The organism is Paenibacillus sp. 2003 (assembly GCF_031455635.1).
Taxonomy (GTDB): Bacteria; Bacillota; Bacilli; order Paenibacillales; family Paenibacillaceae; genus Paenibacillus; species Paenibacillus amylolyticus_B.
In genome coordinates this window covers 197,527-216,460 of sequence record NZ_JAVDTB010000001.1, presented here as the reverse complement: position 1 = coordinate 216,460, position 18,934 = coordinate 197,527, and the positions used below count along the sequence as shown (strand labels likewise).

Annotated in this window: 19 protein-coding genes; 4 read left to right on the top strand and 15 right to left on the bottom strand. The window is 39.4% G+C overall.

Going from position 1 to position 18,934, the window contains the following annotated elements; all coding sequences use genetic code 11:
- Positions 1-547 precede the first annotated feature (547 nt).
- From rplT to J2X75_RS01160, 10 genes are all read right to left on the bottom strand, one after another.
- The gene (rplT, locus tag J2X75_RS01205; protein WP_017689664.1) at positions 548-907 is read right to left on the bottom strand and encodes a 50S ribosomal protein L20; all 360 of its coding nucleotides are present in this window, start codon (positions 905-907) and stop codon (positions 548-550) included.
- Between the two features lie 88 nt (positions 908-995).
- Positions 996-1,199 (bottom strand): 50S ribosomal protein L35, encoded by a 204-nt coding sequence (gene rpmI, locus J2X75_RS01200; RefSeq protein ID WP_017689665.1) that lies wholly within the window; start codon positions 1,197-1,199, stop codon positions 996-998.
- Positions 1,200-1,223: 24 nt separating this feature from the next.
- Complete coding sequence (gene infC / locus J2X75_RS01195) at positions 1,224-1,718, bottom strand: translation initiation factor IF-3 (RefSeq protein ID WP_017689666.1); 495 nt, start codon at positions 1,716-1,718, stop codon at positions 1,224-1,226.
- 299 nt (positions 1,719-2,017) lie between these two features.
- Positions 2,018-3,256 carry a glycosyltransferase family 2 protein gene (locus J2X75_RS01190; protein WP_310333834.1) on the bottom strand — a complete coding sequence of 413 codons (1,239 nt, stop codon included), beginning with the start codon at positions 3,254-3,256 and terminating at the stop codon, positions 2,018-2,020.
- 351 nt (positions 3,257-3,607) lie between these two features.
- On the bottom strand, positions 3,608-4,042 hold the full coding sequence (locus tag J2X75_RS01185) for a hypothetical protein (protein WP_310333832.1): 435 nt from the start codon (positions 4,040-4,042) through the stop codon (positions 3,608-3,610).
- Positions 4,042-4,359 (bottom strand): hypothetical protein, encoded by a 318-nt coding sequence (locus tag J2X75_RS01180; RefSeq protein WP_310333831.1) that lies wholly within the window; start codon positions 4,357-4,359, stop codon positions 4,042-4,044. Before J2X75_RS01180 ends, J2X75_RS01185 begins: the two co-directional genes overlap by 1 nt.
- 94 nt (positions 4,360-4,453) lie before the next feature.
- On the bottom strand, positions 4,454-4,972 hold the full coding sequence (locus J2X75_RS01175; RefSeq protein WP_310333829.1) for a MauE/DoxX family redox-associated membrane protein: 519 nt from the start codon (positions 4,970-4,972) through the stop codon (positions 4,454-4,456).
- Entirely contained in the window at positions 4,969-5,373 is a 405-nt protein-coding gene (locus tag J2X75_RS01170; protein ID WP_310333828.1) for a TlpA family protein disulfide reductase, read from the bottom strand. Before J2X75_RS01170 ends, J2X75_RS01175 begins: the two co-directional genes overlap by 4 nt.
- Positions 5,367-7,160 carry an ATP-binding cassette domain-containing protein gene (locus J2X75_RS01165; RefSeq protein ID WP_310333825.1) on the bottom strand — a complete coding sequence of 598 codons (1,794 nt, stop codon included), beginning with the start codon at positions 7,158-7,160 and terminating at the stop codon, positions 5,367-5,369. The genes J2X75_RS01170 and J2X75_RS01165 overlap by 7 nt, the downstream gene beginning before the upstream one ends.
- On the bottom strand, positions 7,144-7,632 hold the full coding sequence (locus tag J2X75_RS01160; protein WP_310333822.1) for a hypothetical protein: 489 nt from the start codon (positions 7,630-7,632) through the stop codon (positions 7,144-7,146). Before J2X75_RS01160 ends, J2X75_RS01165 begins: the two co-directional genes overlap by 17 nt.
- Positions 7,633-8,353: 721 nt before the next feature.
- On the opposite strand from J2X75_RS01160, the gene J2X75_RS01155 reads away from it, so the two are divergent.
- From J2X75_RS01155 to J2X75_RS01145, 3 genes are all read left to right on the top strand, one after another.
- Positions 8,354-9,151, top strand: a complete 798-nt coding sequence (locus J2X75_RS01155) for a LytR/AlgR family response regulator transcription factor (protein WP_310333820.1) — start codon at positions 8,354-8,356, stop codon at positions 9,149-9,151.
- Positions 9,152-9,564: 413 nt separating this feature from the next.
- Positions 9,565-10,092 carry a phosphatase PAP2 family protein gene (locus J2X75_RS01150; RefSeq protein ID WP_017689668.1) on the top strand — a complete coding sequence of 176 codons (528 nt, stop codon included), beginning with the start codon at positions 9,565-9,567 and terminating at the stop codon, positions 10,090-10,092.
- 50 nt (positions 10,093-10,142) lie between these two features.
- Entirely contained in the window at positions 10,143-11,294 is a 1,152-nt protein-coding gene (locus J2X75_RS01145; RefSeq protein WP_091032863.1) for an MGDG synthase family glycosyltransferase, read from the top strand.
- A gap of 140 nt (positions 11,295-11,434) precedes the next feature.
- Here J2X75_RS01145 and J2X75_RS01140 read toward each other — a convergent pair whose 3' ends face one another.
- The 3 genes from J2X75_RS01140 to J2X75_RS01130 form a co-directional block, all read right to left on the bottom strand.
- The gene (locus J2X75_RS01140; protein ID WP_397382906.1) at positions 11,435-12,988 is read right to left on the bottom strand and encodes an ABC transporter substrate-binding protein; all 1,554 of its coding nucleotides are present in this window, start codon (positions 12,986-12,988) and stop codon (positions 11,435-11,437) included.
- 100 nt (positions 12,989-13,088) lie between these two features.
- On the bottom strand, positions 13,089-13,952 hold the full coding sequence (locus J2X75_RS01135; protein WP_370511436.1) for a carbohydrate ABC transporter permease: 864 nt from the start codon (positions 13,950-13,952) through the stop codon (positions 13,089-13,091).
- A 96-nt stretch (positions 13,953-14,048) separates the two neighbouring features.
- The gene (locus tag J2X75_RS01130) at positions 14,049-14,954 is read right to left on the bottom strand and encodes an ABC transporter permease (RefSeq protein ID WP_017689672.1); all 906 of its coding nucleotides are present in this window, start codon (positions 14,952-14,954) and stop codon (positions 14,049-14,051) included.
- A 408-nt stretch (positions 14,955-15,362) separates the two neighbouring features.
- Between J2X75_RS01130 and J2X75_RS01125 the strand changes: the two genes are divergently transcribed.
- Positions 15,363-17,615, top strand: a complete 2,253-nt coding sequence (locus J2X75_RS01125; protein ID WP_310333812.1) for an AraC family transcriptional regulator — start codon at positions 15,363-15,365, stop codon at positions 17,613-17,615.
- A gap of 128 nt (positions 17,616-17,743) precedes the next feature.
- Here J2X75_RS01125 and trmB read toward each other — a convergent pair whose 3' ends face one another.
- Positions 17,744-18,499: a tRNA (guanosine(46)-N7)-methyltransferase TrmB gene (trmB, locus tag J2X75_RS01120; protein WP_310333811.1), complete on the bottom strand. Its 756-nt coding sequence runs from the start codon at positions 18,497-18,499 to the stop codon at positions 17,744-17,746.
- Positions 18,500-18,651: 152 nt separating this feature from the next.
- Positions 18,652-18,852, bottom strand: a complete 201-nt coding sequence (locus J2X75_RS01115) for a hypothetical protein (protein ID WP_105597935.1) — start codon at positions 18,850-18,852, stop codon at positions 18,652-18,654.
- Positions 18,853-18,934 lie beyond the last annotated feature (82 nt).

Genomic DNA, 18,934 nt, shown 5'->3' with positions numbered 1-18,934 from the left:
TTCCAATCCAGCCTACAATTGAACGGTTAACAGATAGCAGGAATGACTTTTATGCAGAATGTATGGTTTCTTCGACATTAAAAGCGCATTTTCACCCTTGTGGAATCCTATCATCTGTCGAAAAACCGAACATTATGACATGGAGAGAAAAATCTAGGACTAGCCTACTAGAGGTGATTATACAATCAACCAGTGTTAAAATCCAGATGTTTCATCACCAAATATCACATATTTTTGTTCTTTTTTTATTGAAAACGCTTAATAATTTAGCGTTTTAACACACTAACGTTACAACGATGTGATGTTATGTCACAAAAACATATCGCGAACTTTAGTGATGAGTGGGATTCGCCTGTATTCATTTGTATTATTTCACCGTTCGTATTTTATGTATTCTCATGGACGGTTATTCAACCAGTTACCTGGTTTCATTGTTCCCCTCCAGACTACAGCCTATTCGCTCTACTCATTCAGAGATTCATCTTCGAATTTCTTCCAAGCCGTAAAAAAAGCCGCCATATAGGTACGGCGGCTTGGATCATACAATTTAAGCGTTGATTTTGCCTTTAGCTACAGTAGCCAAAGAGTTGAACGCATTGATGTCGTTAACGGCCAGATCAGCCAACATTTTGCGGTTCATGTCTACACCAGCAAGTTTCAAACCATGGATCAGTTTGTTGTAAGACAAACCATTCATACGTGCTGCTGCATTGATACGAACGATCCACAGTCTGCGGAAGTTACGTTTCGTGTTGCGACGGTCACGGTATGCGTATACCAGGGATTTCATTACTTGCTCGTTAGCTGTTTTAAAAATACGGTGTTTGGAACCGAAATAACCTCTTGCCAGTTTCAAAACCTTTTTATGACGACGACGTACTACAAAACCGCCTTTTACTCTTGCCATATTAAAGAACCTCCCAAATAAATATAAATGTATCCGTGGTATGTGTACGGCCGTAGCCGATCCCCCATACGGAATGTACTAATTAGAATTAGCCTTTCAAGTTAGCCAAACCTTGTTTCAAACGTCTAACATCCCCGGCAGCCATAACTGGGTTACCGTTCAGAACGCGCTTAGCACGTTTGGATTTGTGGGAAAGCAAGTGGTTTTTGTGAGCTTTGTAACGAAGGACCTTACCGGAACCGGTAATTTTGAAGCGTCCTTTCAAACTGCTGTGTGTTTTCATTTTAGGCATTTTGTGTTTCCTCCTCCAATGTTATCAGGCTTTAGGAGCCAAGATCATGATCATACTGCGGCCTTCCAATTTTGGTTGACGTTCAACAGTACAAAGTTCTGCAACTTCTACCTTAACGCGCTCCAAAATCCGTTGACCAATCGCGGCATGTGCAATTTCACGTCCGCGATAACGAACAGAACATTTCACTTTGTCGCCTTCGTTCAAAAACTTAACTACATTACGAAGCTTCGTTTGATAATCGTGCTCCTCAATATTGGAACGGAACCATACTTCTTTAATATCAACAATTTTCTGGTTCTTACGGGCTTCTTTATCTTTCTTTTGTTGCTCATAGCGGAATTTGCCATAGTCCATAATACGACACACCGGCGGTTTAGCCTGTGGTGCCACATTGACCAGATCCAAATTCAGGTCAATCGCCATTTGCAGTGCTTCGCGAATGGGCGTAATCCCAATTTGTTCTCCTTCAGCTCCGACAAGGCGTACTTCCTTCGCCCGAATCTCATCATTAATCATGTGATCTTTACTAATAATCGTCCACCTCCAGGTCATTTTGAATATCCAGTTAAACAAAAATAAAAGGGATGCCGGTCAAGCTACCGACATCCCTGTAATCAACACAATTCTTCATGAGTATACACTTCATAAATTATTGGGATCGTTGACCAGCCAACATCATGTTGATCAGGTGAGAAGTCGGACTTCTACTTGTGATTCCATTGCTATTCGTTTTAAAGCACTTGAATACTATACCATCTACCTAACATCATTGTCAACATATACAATACATTTTTTATATGCTGATAAAACAAAAATTATCCCTGTTTACTTTGTACTTCCTCCAATCGAACCCCTCTAGTATGCTGTGTATGGCTCCACTGTTTGTTATTTTGGGTGAAGAATGCATGAACGGTGATTGGCCACCAAGAAAGCAAAAATATCGGATAAGTAATAATTCTTAAATACATTTTTGAACTTACTTTTTCAAGATACATTGCTAACGGTAATTGCAAAAGCCCATATATCATGAAAGGAATAGATAGCCAAATAGGCAAATAACCATAAATTGAAACAAGTTGTGAATCTACAGGTAGAAGATAATTAAGGTAAAAAACAATGGTAATAAAGAAACCAAAGAGAAAATTATATGAATTGAATACATACAATGCTGCGTCGATTTTAGTCATACTTCTTTCTTTAATTCCTTGAAACAGCAAAGGGATTAAATGTTTTCTGGTGACTTCAAAATGTCCCTGCATCCATCTTAGACGTTGCCTAGCAGAAGCTTTAAAAGTTAATGGCTTTTCATCGTAAACTTTAGCATCAAAGTTAAACTTAGGATAAATGTTTCTTTGAATACAACGTACTGTGAACTCCAAATCTTCAACGAGGCTTGTAGCTCCCCAACCCATCTCTTTTAATAACTTGCTGTCAAAGCACATTCCTGTGCCTCCTAAGAAATTTGCTAATCCCAAATTATATCTCGGAAGCTGCCATAAGCGATTGCAGAACCAATAATTGATAGCGTTGGAAGCACTAATCCAGGAATCGCTAGGGTTTTTGGTATCAAGATATCCTTGAATAACTTGTCGTCCGTTACACAAGTCATTATTCATGTATTGAAGGAAATTTGTGTTCACAAGGTTATCTGCATCAAATACAACAACTGCGTCATAAGACTTCGGCATTTCCCAAAGCTTATTAAGCATCCACTCGATAGCAAATCCTTTACCTCTTTTTTCAAGATCCGTTCTTACACAAGCAGTTACACCATCATAACTTTTGGATATAGCTTCTGTATCGTCAGTACAATTGTCACAAATCACGAAAATGTCGTACATTTCTCGCGGGTATTTCATTTGTTGAAGATTCTCTAACAGAGCCCCTACAACTTGTTCTTCATTATGCGCTGCAACTAGCAATGCAAATGTCTTTTTTGGTGCATGTGTAATTTCCTCTTTCTTTCTGTACCAACCAAAAAAGGATAGAAATAATTGGTACAATCCCACAAGACCAAAAAAAACTTGAAGGACTATCATTAAATTATTAATCACTTTACTGACCCCCGTTTTTTCTTAATTTCATCAAACGATTAAATGCCATTTATATTTGTGTGTTGGCGATATATTTTAACGTCATATAGTTTTAATCGAATTTGATTCATTTGTCAATTTTTTTGTTTGAAATGGTGCGCCCCCCCTTAAAAATTTAATTACATACCACTAATTATACACTAACCTTAACCTTTTTATTTATTTTCAAATCAAAATAATTTCTTCCATCAAGTTAAGGATAGGATGTCTTTGCACATTATACACCAGTATAGAGCTTAAATGAAAAAATACTAAAAAGAGGATTGTACAACCCTCTTTTTATAGCTAATTTATTTGGTTGAAGAAATTATATCAAATTTCAATTTTAGCTCTCAAATCTGCTAATTCAGTTTCGTCACAATACATTAACGCCGTGTCCTCACATATAATGTCATACTCATGGATATGTAATGGTTCGCCGTTACAATATAGTGTCAACTGATGAGTTCCTTTAATACTATGGACTACTTGAATTTTACAAAAAGTTTTCATTTGTTCACCAATTGCGATGGTATTGTTTTCATCCGTAAAAGCAATGATTTTGTTATTCCTATCAGAGATCGTCAGAAATAATGCAATATCTTGATTTTTTTCAAGATTAGTAAGCTCTAATACAGCATAAATATCGTTTACATAAGGTAATGTTGGCAAAGTGATTGTTTCCAAAGGAGTTGAATGATTAATTTGTTTTTTCTCATCCATTTGCTCAAATTTGCATTCATTCACGATAAAAGCTTTAGCTTCCATTATTTGTGTCCTCCATATATTTTTTTAATTTTTAAGTTATTTAAATTCACATCTACTAAACAAGGAAAACTTCTGATCTCTAATGAGGTCAATATTTTTTTGTCCACGCTATTGCAAACCGTCATATTTGTTGGGACTTTTTTCTCAAATAACGCCATTCTATAAGGAGGGGCATGGTAAAATATGATTGAATTTTGATTTTTAGATAGATCTTTTAAGACATCTTGTTCTGTAGCTGGATCAATAAAAATGAGATGAAATTTATTGCCAAGTTCATTCAAAGAAACTCTATTCGTATTTATTGTTTTAACGATCATTATTAATTTCCTAAAGTCGTTAACTTTTCTCAATAATAGCGTTGATATAATAACCAAAATAAACAATGAAAAACATAACAAATACGTTAAAATATCATGCATCCTTCAATTCCTTTCTTTTCTCAAAAAAATAATCTTTCAAACAACAAATTATAAATGAGACGCTAAGAACGATCGTGAAAATCAAAAAATTATCTGAAGCAGTGAAGAGATCTTCGGCTTGAAAAATCCAGCAGAAAACGATCAATCCAATTATTGTTAGATTTCTTATGACAGCATAAGTATTATTCGTTCCTTTGTCACTTTTCCCGAAACAATTACACTTAAGTTCTTTCTTTTCAAAAATAACCTTAATAAAAACCATAACAAATAAACTCATCATTCCGACAGGTATTATGAGTGATATTACTTCGTTGAAATTATTGATTAAGAGATAAGCAGACATAATTTCTATTAGGACAAAAACGTAAGAGCCTACACTAATTAATTGTTTATTTTGAACTACCCCAAATTCTTTGATGCTCATACGAAATTCATTCATATCAAGGAACTTAGAGATAGAGGAAATCAAAAATAGTCCTGCTAGGAACAATTGACCTAAATATGCAATCATTTTTCAATGGACCCCGCTAGAATAATGTGTTCATACTTTTCCCATTTGGTTAAAGAATCACCTAACACTCTTTGATGTTCTTTAATATAGATAAAATGAGGGAACGTATTAATGTCATACATCAACGTGGCGTCCTCACTATCAATATGAACAACTGGAAAATCCCATTTGAAATACTCGATTAATCCATCGTGTTCTTCCTCATCTCCGTTACAAAATAAAACGAATTCTATATGCGGTATCTTATTTCGTAAATCTGTGATCTCAGGTAAAAAATCTACACAATGATTACAATATAAAGAAACAAATAAATATAGCTGACTCTTTTCTTTGGAAAACGGGATCTCTTTTCCTTTATAATCAATCACGCTGCTGAAACTAACAATTTGATTATTCAACATAAAACCTCCTCTTGCTTATTAGTGTATAATTCTTTTTGAAGCATCCACATCTCGTAGTAGTAACCTCTTTTTTGAAGCAATTCGAAATGTGTCCCTGTTTCCTCTATTTCCCCTTCTTTCATAACTACTATTCTGTCCACATTAGCCGCAATGCCGATCCTGTGTGTAATAACAAGCAAGGTTCTATCCGTTGATGAATTAATAAGTTCTGTAAGCAACCGCAGTTCGCTGTTAGGATCGATAGCCGATGTTGGTTCATCAAGGACTACAAGAGAGGCTTTCTTAAACATGGCTCTAGCTAAAGCGATCCGCTGCCATTGTCCTCCGGACAGATTGATTGAATCTTCAGAGAGATATCCTAGCTCTGTTTCTAGCCCTTTTTTTGATTCCAATATATTTTCAATCCCAAATTGGTTCAGCACCTCTAAAATAGCCTTGTCATCATTTAATTTGCTGACTTCGGATATAGCAACATTATGTCGGACATCAAGTTGGAATCTTGTGAAATCCTGAAAAATAGCACTCACTTCTAGCCATAATGTGTCTAAATCAATTTCTGAGATATTTCTATCATTTATACAAACGCTGCCTTCAGGTGAGTCATACAAACCTAAAATCAACTTCGTAAGTGTTGTTTTCCCTGAAGCATTATCCCCGACTATAGCTATTTTCTCTCCTTTTTTTATATCTAGATTTATATTATTTAAAGCATTTTTTTCTCTATTTGGATATTTGAATGATAGGTTTTTAACAGTAATAGAATCAATACTATTTATTTTTATTTTGGAACTTAAGTTCTTCCTATGATCTTCAATAATTCTATTATCCGCTGTGATTAAATACGAAGTATTCTCATAAAATCCACCAACGATATTTACAAAGCTCAAAATGTTAGCTTCAATTAAAGGAATAGCCATCGTAATAGCCATATAATCACCGATCTTCAAATCACCTTTAGAAATTCTGTATACTAGTACAACAGTTAAGACAAGTTTGAATGCAATAGACAAAATCTTGCTTATAGTCACGTAGTTTATTGTCTTCATCTCAAGACGAAATTGAAGATCAAATGCGACTTTTCTCCTTTTCAGCCATAATCCTTTAATAAATTCATAAGCTCGATTAACCATTAACTCTTTATGAACAGAAAAATCATTTATAATCTGGTTGAGATACCCATAAGATCGATGTGAGGTTTGTAGTATATTGGTAATCCCCACTCTACTTTTTAACGTTTTTAATTCTAGAAATGCACGGACTATACAAACACCTATTAACGACAAAAATACAATAAAATCTAACTTTTGAATAAGAACTGTAGATAAGGATATCCCTATAATGAGCGAAATTAAAGTAAGGAAACTTTGATAATTACTTTCCATCTTAGTGAGAGCAAACTCATTAAAGTTAGCTTTTCCATGAAACTGTGGATTTTCTTTTTCCACCAAACTCGTTGCATAATAATGATGGTCTGCTAGTTTTGTCTTCTGATAAATGTTAAATTTTTCTATAAATGAAATGCTGTATTTCGACTTTAATTGAGTGAATAAGTGAACCAGAAGCTCTAATGCAATAATTACAATTAAAATCATAACAACAGTTGAGAACACAAACGTTTCTTTTGATATATTGTTGATCAATTGAGCACCCAAATATATAGAAGCATTTAATTGAACAGGAGTTAATAATGTAAGCAACAAATTTAATAAGACATAATTTTTATCTATCTTCCACACTTCACGAAATGAGATCATGAAGACCATGAATTTTTTAATTAGTACTTCCATCAACTACTCTCCCCGTACCAAAAACCTCCACTAATGGAACGATTCTCCGAACTAAACCTTCGTAGGAGCCAAATCCTCCAGCAGCTACAAGCTGACCTACTTTATTAAGAGCATATACTAAAGGCACGACTTCAATATTCAATTCTTTAAATAACACGGCGAAATTACTTTTGTAAATGTTATATTTAGGAAATTGATTCTTTAAATTTTCAACAAATTCTTCATTTGCTTCAACAAAAATATAAGTCTTGAAATGAAACAATTTTGAGTAAGACTCTAAAATAGAAAAATCGCACTTTTCACAAGTTTTACTCATAAAAAAAATAAGAGTCCCCGTTTCTCCCCATCTTATTGTGACCTCTTGGAAATCTTTCGAATAGCGAAAATTAGTTTTCAATACTTTCCCGACTGGAAAAGGAGCAATGGATCTTTTCTTTAAAATATCTTTATAATCTTTTTTCTCTACTAACACAGATTCACTTCCTTAATATGAGATGTAGTGAATTGAAATGATATTAAATAGGTGCCCAAGAATTGGGCACCTATTTTCATGTGAAAATTGTTTAACAACAATTTCCCCATTCGGAGTTACAATATTTCCATACTTGAATTTGTCCAGCGCTATTTTTACAACCAATGTAATAATGGTTGAAACGACGCAAACCCACACAGACCGTGTTAGAAGCACAGTAACTATCGTCGCCAATTTGAGGATTACCGGACGGTTTCCATGGAGATGGACAATCATTAGCACATACCATAATAAAAGCCTCCTAAGTATAATAAGTATTTTGTTTTTTTGCTGGCCAAGCAAAATATGAAATAGCTATGACTAAATAGTAAATCAAAATAGTAATTAAAAGAATATCCTGAGAGTAAGAGACTCTTACTCTCAGGTTTCACATATAAAAATTGTAGGATAATGTAGAAAAATGTCTTATTTAATATGAATTTATATACACTTATATCAAATTATATTATCAAATCATAAATTTTGACTTTTTCATTTATCATACTTATAATTGTGAAGATCATAAATTTGTAATCTAACACAACTTTTTTCCAGTCACTTATTCTGATACATATTCAAAAAGAACTTTTATCTTGTCGTTCGATGCTAAGTGGCTTGCTCAAAACACAAAAATGCTTTTATGACAATTTTTAGATTTATCCTAAAAAGGAGATCAAACACAATGCTTAAATACTGCCCAGAAATTGCTATCATTTCAAAAAAATATTCTTTAAAATTAAACTTGTCTAACAGAGTAAACAATAACATTTGCCTACTAAAATCCATCAGTAATTTTGAATATTATCTTGAAGATCACAATTCATGCATTATCATTTATGAAATCACAAAAGAGTCCATAGATCTTCTTCCTGAAATTATTAAAATCATTAATATTCAAGAAAAAAAGATAATAAAATTAATAGTACTGGGAGAATATAACGAATCGGAGTTCTACAAACAACTTGGATCTTGTTTAATAGATTCTCCAGTTTCACTCCATTTTTCAAATCTTAACACCTTAGTAAAATCTATAGAGATTGAGTCTGAGCAGTTATATCAGAATGAACTTGCACAAGTTATGCAACATGACAAAGATTTCGTGAATTTCATAACTATTAAAAATGAAGGAAGAAAAATGATCCTTCTTGAAAATTCTATTAAATATATTACAAAAAGCGGAAAAACTCTAGCTAATATACATTTAACGGATGGTACTATATTGAAAAGTTCATCCTGCCTTAAGGATATTGTAACTCTGAGCTCTCCCTTCTTATTCCAGTGTCATAAGAGCTATCTAGTTAATATTAAATTCATTAAAATGATATCCCCCGATCAATGGGAGGGTTACGAAATAATACTTGAAGATGATACCCATCTTCCCCTTTCAAAAAGTTTTTATCAGCAGTTTAAATTAGCTAGCAACTTACTTAAGGCCTCCCTAACTAGGTTTCAAATTCCTTTTCGTGATGCCATAAGGTAATTTTGCAAATTTAAAAACGCTCTGGCTGGACAAATGACCCTTGTATACAGATATTCATGGCAACTAACAAATAGCAGAATGAATTTCATCAGATATCTGAGGAATTCATTCTGCTATTTGTTTAGGGTAATCTCGCTCTTCGCATTGCAAATGTGCTAAGATGTGTCTTGTTCGTTATTTCCTTTAATTCTTTGCTAACATAGTAAAGCTATTCACCAACTTTACATGAATTTTACGTTCTTTACATGGGTTCTTCTTGAAAAGGACAACATTTAAAAATATGATAAACATATACCTGAAATAACCTCAAGTTCATGAAAAACGGTTATATACTAATCAGGACGAAACCGGATGCAGAAAATCACCGGAAATAATGCCGCCATTACGGGCGGCCTGACTGGCAGGAGGCCAATATGAGCCGTTTATTCTTAAAGTTTCAAGATTATGATCGAAATGTTTTTATGTGGATCAACGGCCGACTTCATAATCGTTTTATGAATTTTTGGCTGTATTATTTCACCCATCTGGGTGGAGCAACATCTTCTATTGCAATATCCTTGTTAATCTGGCTGCTTGCTCCAGCTCCATGGAGCACAACAGGACTCCAGGCTTGTATCGCTCTTGCGGTCAGCCACATTCCTGTAGCCATCGCGAAAAAATTGTATCCCCGCATTCGACCTTATCTGGCTTTGCCGGATACAATTACGTTCCGTAATCCCCTGACGGATCACTCGTTTCCTTCAGGGCACACAACTGCCATTTTTTCGGTCACAGTTCCCTTTATGACCACTGATCCGATCTTATTGCTAATATTGTTGCCTGTGGCCCTTATTGTCGGATTCTCTCGAATTTATCTGGGATTACACTATCCTTCCGATGTTCTGGCAGGTGCCACAATAGGTACTTTAGTCGCACTTGCAACAGTTGCATTCTGGTCTTAAAGCCGATATGTTAGACTCAGAAAAACCTAGCAGGAACAGGTGAAGCAAGCGTGGAGAAAAAAAGAGTATTACTATTATCTGAAGGCTTTGGTACGGGTCATACTCAAGCCGCCTATGCACTGTCCAGCAATTTGCGAAAGCTCTCGCCAGACGTGCAGACAAAAGTGCTTGAACTGGGAAGTTTCTTAAATCCCAAGGTTGCACCTCTGATTATAACAGCATACAAAAAAACGGTTACCAACCAACCCAAACTTGTCGGATACGTATACAGACACCAATATAAAAAATCATTAAACAGGCTGACAACACTGGCGCTGCATAAACTGTTCTATACACATACACGCAGCGTTGTGCGCCAGTTACGTCCCGATGCAATCGTCTGTACACATCCGATTCCAAGTGCTGTCATATCCAGACTGAAGCGTCTGGGTGTACAGGTTCCCCTATGCACAGTCATTACCGACTATGATGCACATGGGACGTGGATTAACCGTGAAGTAGACCTTTATCTGGTTTCTTCAGATGAGGTTAAGTCCAAACTAATGCTACGCGGCGTACCTACAGACAACATTCGAGTCACGGGCATTCCGGTGCATCCAAATTTCTGGGAGCATCCCGGGCGAGAAGAGATTCGAAGCAGATTCAACCTCAAGAACATGCCTACTGTACTGGTGATGGGTGGCGGCTGGGGAATGCTCAGTGACAAGCTGGTCCATCCGCTGCTGACACGCTGGCATGAAGATATTCAGATCATTTTTTGTCTGGGTCGCAATGATAAAGCACGGATCAGCATGGAACAGAACCCCATGTATCGCAAAGAAAACATTCATATTATGGGGTACACCAACGAAGTGGACAAATTGATGGAAGTATCCGACCTGCTGATCACCAAACCTGGGGGAATGACATGCAGTGAAGGCTTGGCCAAAGGAATTCCAATGTTGTTCCACAACCCTATACCTGGTCAGGAAGAAGAAAACGTCCATTATTTTACGGCAAGAGGGTTGGGGGAACCCATAACTTCGCTTGACGTAGTGGTCAAATGGATGAACAAGCTGTTGCATCACTACCCGGATGTTGTACGTAAACGCAAACGTCATCTGGCGGAAATCGCCAAGGTTCATCCGATGCAGAGCGCTCAAAGTATTATCGATCTGCTGGAGGACGTTCGTCCTTCATCCGCAGAAGAGGCCCGTTTATGAATTTATCCAAATAAAGTGCTGCTTCCCGTAATCTTTATCCAATCATGCCTCTAACCAACGGCTTCAAACAAGCCTGCAACCACATTGAAAAGGTGCCTTCGAATTTGAAGGCACCTTTTCTTTATGAAGGAAAGTACAAATTATTGAATGCCTGTTGACTTCAAGTACTCCTGCCACTGCTTGGTGTATTCCGCCTGAATTTTTTCCAAACCTGCTTGCTTCGCCTTCTCCATAAATGTGTTCAATCCAGCCTCTACGTCTGCCACCAAACCTACATTAAGCGGATACAAATATTGTTTTTCCACTTGTTCCAATGCAGCCTTCTCGGCCTGGTACGGGGTCCAGTCTTCAGCAAATCCTGTAAAGATATCCGGCTTTTTGATTTTGTCGAGATCTTCAAACATGGTCAGGACATCATCAAAGGTTTTATCATAGAGCATGAATTCCGGATTACGCCAAGCCCAGCCATTCATGCCTTCACGCGGGAAGCCGTTGGTTTGTGCATCTCCGACCATTTTGTAGTATCCATTATCTACCTCGAAGTTTTTGCCTTCAACGCCGTATTCAGTCAACCAGTTATATCGTTTGTCTGTCACCAGTTTCTCATAAAATGCCAATGCTTTTTCCGGGTTTTTACTGCTACGCGGAATCGCAAAACCATTGTGGATCGGGTGAACCGGTTGTGCAAACCCTTTTGCATTCGGGTAAGGGAAATAAGCCAGTTTCCAATCTGGATGCGTAGACTGCACCTTGATTACATCTGCATTAAATTTGTTAGGGTTTTCCCCAGACAGAACAACAGCCGCTTTTCCATTTTGCAACAACGAGTTGGATGTATCTTTTACATTCAGTACGTTTTTCGGGAAAAATCCTTTATCCATCCAACGTTTGTATGTTTTCAGGTCTTCCAGGTGTTGCGCAGATCCCCAGTAGGACGTCACGGTTGATGGTGTGTCATACATAATATCCAGTCCATATGGAAGCTGACCTGCTGTATTAACCAGCTTGGATGTCAATTGACGAATACCATGGGTATGGTTGGCATTGCTATCCGCAATCGGAATCATATTGGGTTCGTTGGCTTTGATGCCCTCCAGATACGCTTCGAGCGTCTCCAATGATACCGGTTTCGGAAGATTGTACTTCTCGCGCAAGTCCTCACGGTACGCAATTCCCTCGGTTACATACTCAATCCAAGTTGATGGAACAGTATAGATTTTGTCATTGATTTTGACAGCATTCCACATGTCATCAGGTACATGAGCTTTCAGTGCTGGCGCTGCTGTAGGCAACATTTCGTCCAGTGGCAGGAACGCACCCTTCTTGGCATAGGACTGGTAGAATGTCCAATCCGCTGTGAAGATCAGATCGATCGGCTGTCCGGAAGACAGCAGAAGTTTATATTTTTGATCCCAGTCGGTCCATGAGGTGTAGTTAAATTTCACATTGACGTTCAGATCAGCCTCCGCCAGCTTATTGATCTCGGATTCAATGACAGGCAGATCTTTAGGAGCATCCCCAAGCATGTAAAATTGGAGCGTGACTTTCTCGCCTTTGTTCCCGGATGTCCCTCCCTGCTCGCTTCCTTGCGTCGATCCCCCCGAACCGTTATTACATGCGGCAAGTACCCCGGCGAACAACATCAGAGCAAGTACCAGAGACAGGTGCCGAATTGTTTTGTTACGCATACGCATCCTCCCTTTTTGTGGTGAACCTTTATATGTTAGCGCAGACTCGCCATGTTTCAGACCGGAAATGATGTCAATGGCCTGACACTCACAGCGTGTTCACGTTCTAACCTTTCACTGCACCAATGGTGAGTCCTTTGACAAAATAACGTTGTACAAACGGATACAGGAACAAAATCGGTCCCGTTACAACGATAGCCATTGCCATCTTGGTTGATTCCGTAGGCACATCCTGACTGAGTGTGATCCCTGTGCCAATCGCCATCTGGTCAATGAATGTAATCGTGTTCATCGTGTTGTAGAGATAAAATTGCAGTTGGTACATATCCGGGTTGTTAATGAAGAGGGATGAGGTAAACCAGTCATTCCAGTAACCCAGTGCCAGAAACAGACCTACGGTGGCGATACCAGGCATCGCCAGTTTTAACACAATGCTGAAATAGATGCGGAAGTCATTCGCTCCATCAATTTTGGCGGACTCAATCAATTCATCCGGCACTGCTGAGCGAATGAAGTTTTTCATCAGGATAATGAGGAATGGCGTCATCAACCCCGGGAAAATAAGTACGGTGTACGTATCTGTGAGATTGAAGTAGTTCGCCAGCATAATGTACCAAGGCACAAGTCCCCCACCGAACAGGGTTGTGAAGTAGATAAAAAACGAGAACGTGTTCCGATATTTAAAGTCCTTACGCTGGAGCACAAATCCGGCCATCGTGATGAGGAACAGCCCTAGCGTAGTCCCCACCACCGTTGTAAAGACCGTTACCCCATAAGCTTTGAGTACCTGAGTCGGGAATTTGAACACCATTTTGTAACCTTCCAGGGAAAAGTCCGTTGGAAAGAGGTGATAACCATCCCTCACAATGGACTCGTTGCTGCTGAATGAACCGGATAGGATCAGCAGAAACGGTAGCAAGCACATGATTGATAAAATGATGATGAAGCTGTAGGAAATCAGTTGAAACATGAAAGTGAATTCCGAATCTCTGAGACGAGTATTCGTACGAGTGTGAGTATTCATTGGCGTGTTCATGATCGTTCTCCCTCCTGCCCTGCGGGCGTTCTAGAACAAGGCGTAGTCCTCATTTACTTTGCGGATAATATAGTTGACGGTCATGATCAAAATGAATCCAAACAACGATTGATACAAACCAGCAGCCGTTGCCATCCCGATATCAAATGTGACTTTGAGTGAACGATACACGTACGTATCAATAATATCTGTAGCGTTGTACAACACCCCGTTGTTGCCAATCAGTTGATAGAACAGGTCAAACTGCCCCTTCATAATGCTGCCGAGCGAGAACAACAACAGGATGACAAAGGTTGGCTTCAGCATCGGTACCGTAATGTACCAGATCCGCTGAAATATATTGGCCCCGTCGATTCGGGCAGCCTCATAGTACTCGTCACTGATCCCCGTTATGGCGGCCAGATAGATGACCATGCTGTATCCAAGATTTTTCCACAGATAAAAGATGATGATCAGGAACACCCAGATCCAGGGTGTGTTATAAATGTCGACTGGACCGGCCTCAAAACGTTTGAGCACCGTGTTCACAAAACCCGACTCGTAGTTGAACATGTTGTAAGCGATTACACTCAATAATACAAATGAGATGAAATACGGCAAGAACATGACGGATTGCGTGATTTTTTTGAATAACCTGCCCCGGATTTCGCTAAGCATGATCGCACAGAAGATCGCCAGACCGTTTCCTAATATAATGAAGGCGAGATTGTAACCCACAGTGTTGGTTGTGAGCTTCAGCAGCATTCCGGATTGCCACAGGAACTTAAAGTTCTCCAGACCGACAAATGGACTACCAAATAATCCGCCTTCAAAATCATACCGGGTGAACGCATAATAGATGCCGACCATCGGAAAATACGAGTTAATCAGAAAAAAGATCAGCGTGGGCAACAGCATCAGAAACATGATTTTGTTTTTGTTCAATTCTTTGAGCATGGCTCGATCCCTCCCGAATTTCTTGCGGTGCTGCGTGGTGGAGCTCTCTTTTTATTGTAGATGCTCTCTTCACTCACGGATACTGAAGCTTCCCTTCAGAAAATGAACGATTCTGCGAAATGAACTATGAACAAAATGAACGAACCATGAAATGAACAGACATCCACACACATCCGTTCACAAATGTTGATATCGTGCATAGGCTACACCTAGTGAACAATCCAGCGAAAGTTGAACTTTATGTAGAGAAAACAGGCAAAATGGCTTGTCCAGCATTGATGTAAACGCATACATAATATATAATTCAAGTTACTCTTGCTCTTCTGCTCATCCATGTATGAAGCCCCACTTATGTATATGAAATTCTATGTTGTTCACCCAAAACAGGAGGTTCGAGGGGGAAGATGAATGCGTAAACGTTCAGAGGACAGTCAGAAGGTCTTCACACGGATTCTGATCGGCATTATTATCAGTACCGTCGCTACCTTACTTGTGGCTTCTACTATTTTGTACGTCAACTATAATCGGATTGCTCTTCGTCAGGTGTATCGTACAGATATGAACAGTCTTACTCAAACCAGCCGTGAAGTGGCGAAAATGACCGAGACTGCAAAATCATTGTCATATCAGATCTATCAGGACTACACCATCTCTTCATTACTGCTTTATTCCAAACCAAATATCTATGAGATCACATCGGCGATGGAGCAGCTAGACAACTACCGTATGTCCCTTCCCTTTATCGAATCCATCTATGTATATAACTCCAAAAGTAATGAATTCTATATCAGTTCCAACGTGCGCAATGGGCAGCAGTCCATCTCGGAGATCGATGATCAGGGGATTACAAGCATCCTCCAACGCTTCCATGACTATAAACCTTTTGTGCCCATCCCGCGTACATATCAGGTCGGCTCTACCGAAGCAACAGAGGTTAACAGCTACACCTATCTCTGTTATGACACGATTAATGATAACGCAAAGCTAAACTATGCTGTCATCGTTAATATCAAGGATGATTGGCTCAGTCCGAATATGAATGCTGTGGATCAACCAGGCAAAACCTTTATTGTAAATGAGAATGGAGACCTTTTATCTGACTTTGGCGACCGTGCATTGATGAAAAATCTTTCCAGCGAAGCTTTTATGAAGCCAATTATGCAGGATACGGAGCAGTCAGCTTACTTTACCGAGAAGGTCGACGGAGAAAAATCTCTCATCACCTATACCGCTCCCGATGACCTGGGTTGGCGTTATGTGAGAATAACACCTTATGATCTGATTACCTCAGATATACGGAGTATGCGCACACATACCGTTCTGTTTTGTGTTGGACTTCTCTTCGCAGGCTTACTGCTCTCTTACCTTGTTTCCCGAAAACTATATCACCCTATTGACAAGGTGCTTGTTCGTTTACGTGTGATGGAAGCAGAGCGACGTGGCAGTCTTCATTTGTTACGGCAGGATTTTCTACGAGGGGCCCTACAGGGCCGCGAAACAGTAACTGGTGGTATGCTGGAAGAACGGATGAAGTTCTACGGTTCCTCTATTGACGTTCAGCGTACATCCAGGCTGGTATTGCTCCGTATTGACCATTTTACCGAATTCTGCGAAACGTACCGTGATGAGACCCAGCTTGTAAAATACGCCATGATGAACATATGCACTGAGACAGCCGATCTCCACTACAATGCGGAAGCTGTGGACATGGGCGGTGATCTGATCACACTCATCTTCAATGAAAAAGCGGAAAACCATGAACTTGGGCAACCTGCTCATCATCCGATCGAGGAGCTGCTGCGCATGATGCAGGCTGCTGTAATGACCCATTTGAAATGCTCTATCTCCTGTACGATCGGCACGGAAGAAGATTCATTGGAAGACAGTATTGCATCCTACACCAGATCAGCCGAAGCCTCACTGCATCGTTTGTTCATGGGACCGGGCTGTCTGATCTATACCTCTGACATCATGGCTTATCACGCCAAGGAGTACGCCTTCCCAGCAGGTAAGGAAAGACAGCTTGTCGACCATCTAATGACAGGCAAGACGCGAGAAGCCAAACAAGTCTATGCAGATATCGTCGGCGAAACAGCCGCTTACCCGTTTACCGTCTTCCAGCTGGCCTTATCCCATCTGACGATGACACTGAACCATGTACGAAATACCCTCAAGAAGAATAATCAACTCACGCTTGATTCAGTCTCGGATGGACTAATGCTGCCTGTGAAAGAAGCGGAAGACATCAGTGAAGTACATGAACACTTCTATCGGATGTTTGATGAGCTTGGTTCCAAAGTCGAGGAGAAACGTACACTGAAGCACGAAGAGTTGATTCGTAAAATCAATGGCATTATTGAGCGGGACTATGCGGACCCCAATCTATGTCTAACTTCCATTGCAGATGAGCTTAGCATGTCGCCCATCTATGTAAGCAGGCTCTACAAACAACTCACCCTGAAAGGGCTCACGGACGTGATTAACGAAACCCGCATAGCCAAGGCCCAGCATCTGCTGGTGGAAACGGAGAACTCCGTTGCCGACATTGCCGAGAGAACTGGATTCACCAACAGTTCATACTTCTATCGCATGTTCAAAAAGTTCAATGGTGTTACACCAAACGATTATCGTCGCAAAGAGTTTCATTCAGAGAACTTTTGAAATCATACCAGACTTGAGTTTATGGAGCATTGCACATTGATGTTAATGCAAAAAAAGAGCGACCTATGAGAATGAATCATTCACCTCATGTGTCGCTCTTCTTTGATAAGTTTAAGTTAGATTTCGATTTATTCCTGTTTCTGATCTTCGCCGGACTCATCCGAAGCTTCACGAACTTTATACTTGTCCAGGCGCGTCTGCTGATACTCACGCAGGGCCTCTTCACCAACAATCACTTCAACCCGGTGAATGTTCATACCTTTACCCATGAATTTCTGCTCGTACTCCGTCATCACATGTTCTTCATTCAAACCATCACGATGCAGATTCAAAGAAATATTGGTCATTTGCAGGCCGAAGTCGGCAATGGCATTGAGTGAGAAATCAAACAGCGTCTCCGAATCGGTTTTGAAATGAATCTGACCTTTGGGATTAAGCAATTCCGTGTATTTCTTCAGGAAGCGCGGGTGCGTCAACCGACGACGTGCATGCTTTGCTTTTGGCCACGGATCGCTGAAGTTCAAATAGATACGTTCCAGTTCTTCCGGTTCAAAAACTTCCTCGATCTGTTCAATATTCGCCAGCGCAAGCTTCAGGTTCGGAGGTGTCTCCACATCAGCCTGACTCCACGCATTACGAGCTTTCTCACTGGCACGACGCACCAGTTCATCATACATATCAATACCGATAAAATTAAATTCCGGATATTTATAACTCATTTGGCTGATAAATTGACCTTTACCCATACCAAATTCCACGAAGATCGGATGGTCATTGCCAAACAGTTCAGACCATTTTCCTTTATGTTGCTTGGGGTCCAGTACAACAAGATCAACTTGTTGCTCCAGATTTTCTCTTATCCCTTTTCTGCCACGTAAACGCATTTTATTCCTCCGTTTGTCCCATACTTGTCTCAGACTTATTTTGCCGAAGAACTGGCAAATTGTAAAGAGCAATGAAAAGGGAATCTTCGGATCTGCCACTTTGGGCAAATCTCAAAGATTCCCTCTTCGATTTATTTGGAATTGGGGTCCAACTACTTTAGTAGTTCATAGTCTACCTTATCTTGGTGTGAAAAATCAAATGTCTTTTCGAAAGCATCGCGAACTTTTTGTCTTGCAGCCGCTTTCACTTTCGGATTTCCATTAAAACGAACACCTGTTAAAGCCAGTGCTTCTTCTGCCGTCAATTCAACAGACACACGATTCAATTCATTGTTTTTAACTTGGGAATTCATTCATATCACCTCACGGTATAGTATGGTCCATGACGTCAATCTTGATTCAAATGCTATGATGAATAATACCCACTAGATGGTG

Bases quoted from the DNA above. Each gene is read 5' to 3' on its own strand.
- rplT (WP_017689664.1), bottom strand. From the start codon at position 907: ATGGCAAGAGTAAAAGGCGGTTTTGTAGTACGTCGTCGTCATAAAAAG.
- rpmI (WP_017689665.1), bottom strand. From the start codon at position 1,199: ATGCCTAAAATGAAAACACACAGCAGTTTGAAAGGACGCTTCAAAATT.
- infC (WP_017689666.1), bottom strand. From the start codon at position 1,718: ATGATTAATGATGAGATTCGGGCGAAGGAAGTACGCCTTGTCGGAGCT.
- J2X75_RS01185 (WP_310333832.1), bottom strand. From the start codon at position 4,042: ATGGAAGCTAAAGCTTTTATCGTGAATGAATGCAAATTTGAGCAAATG.
- J2X75_RS01180 (WP_310333831.1), bottom strand. From the start codon at position 4,359: ATGATCGTTAAAACAATAAATACGAATAGAGTTTCTTTGAATGAACTT.
- J2X75_RS01175 (WP_310333829.1), bottom strand. From the start codon at position 4,972: ATGATTGCATATTTAGGTCAATTGTTCCTAGCAGGACTATTTTTGATT.
- J2X75_RS01170 (WP_310333828.1), bottom strand. From the start codon at position 5,373: ATGTTGAATAATCAAATTGTTAGTTTCAGCAGCGTGATTGATTATAAA.
- J2X75_RS01165 (WP_310333825.1), bottom strand. From the start codon at position 7,160: ATGGAAGTACTAATTAAAAAATTCATGGTCTTCATGATCTCATTTCGT.
- J2X75_RS01155 (WP_310333820.1), top strand. From the start codon at position 8,354: ATGCTTAAATACTGCCCAGAAATTGCTATCATTTCAAAAAAATATTCT.
- J2X75_RS01150 (WP_017689668.1), top strand. From the start codon at position 9,565: ATGAGCCGTTTATTCTTAAAGTTTCAAGATTATGATCGAAATGTTTTT.
- J2X75_RS01140 (WP_397382906.1), bottom strand. From the start codon at position 12,988: ATGCGTATGCGTAACAAAACAATTCGGCACCTGTCTCTGGTACTTGCT.
- J2X75_RS01135 (WP_370511436.1), bottom strand. From the start codon at position 13,952: ATGTTTCAACTGATTTCCTACAGCTTCATCATCATTTTATCAATCATG.
- J2X75_RS01130 (WP_017689672.1), bottom strand. From the start codon at position 14,954: ATGCTCAAAGAATTGAACAAAAACAAAATCATGTTTCTGATGCTGTTG.
- J2X75_RS01125 (WP_310333812.1), top strand. From the start codon at position 15,363: ATGCGTAAACGTTCAGAGGACAGTCAGAAGGTCTTCACACGGATTCTG.
- trmB (WP_310333811.1), bottom strand. From the start codon at position 18,499: ATGCGTTTACGTGGCAGAAAAGGGATAAGAGAAAATCTGGAGCAACAA.
- J2X75_RS01115 (WP_105597935.1), bottom strand. From the start codon at position 18,852: ATGAATTCCCAAGTTAAAAACAATGAATTGAATCGTGTGTCTGTTGAA.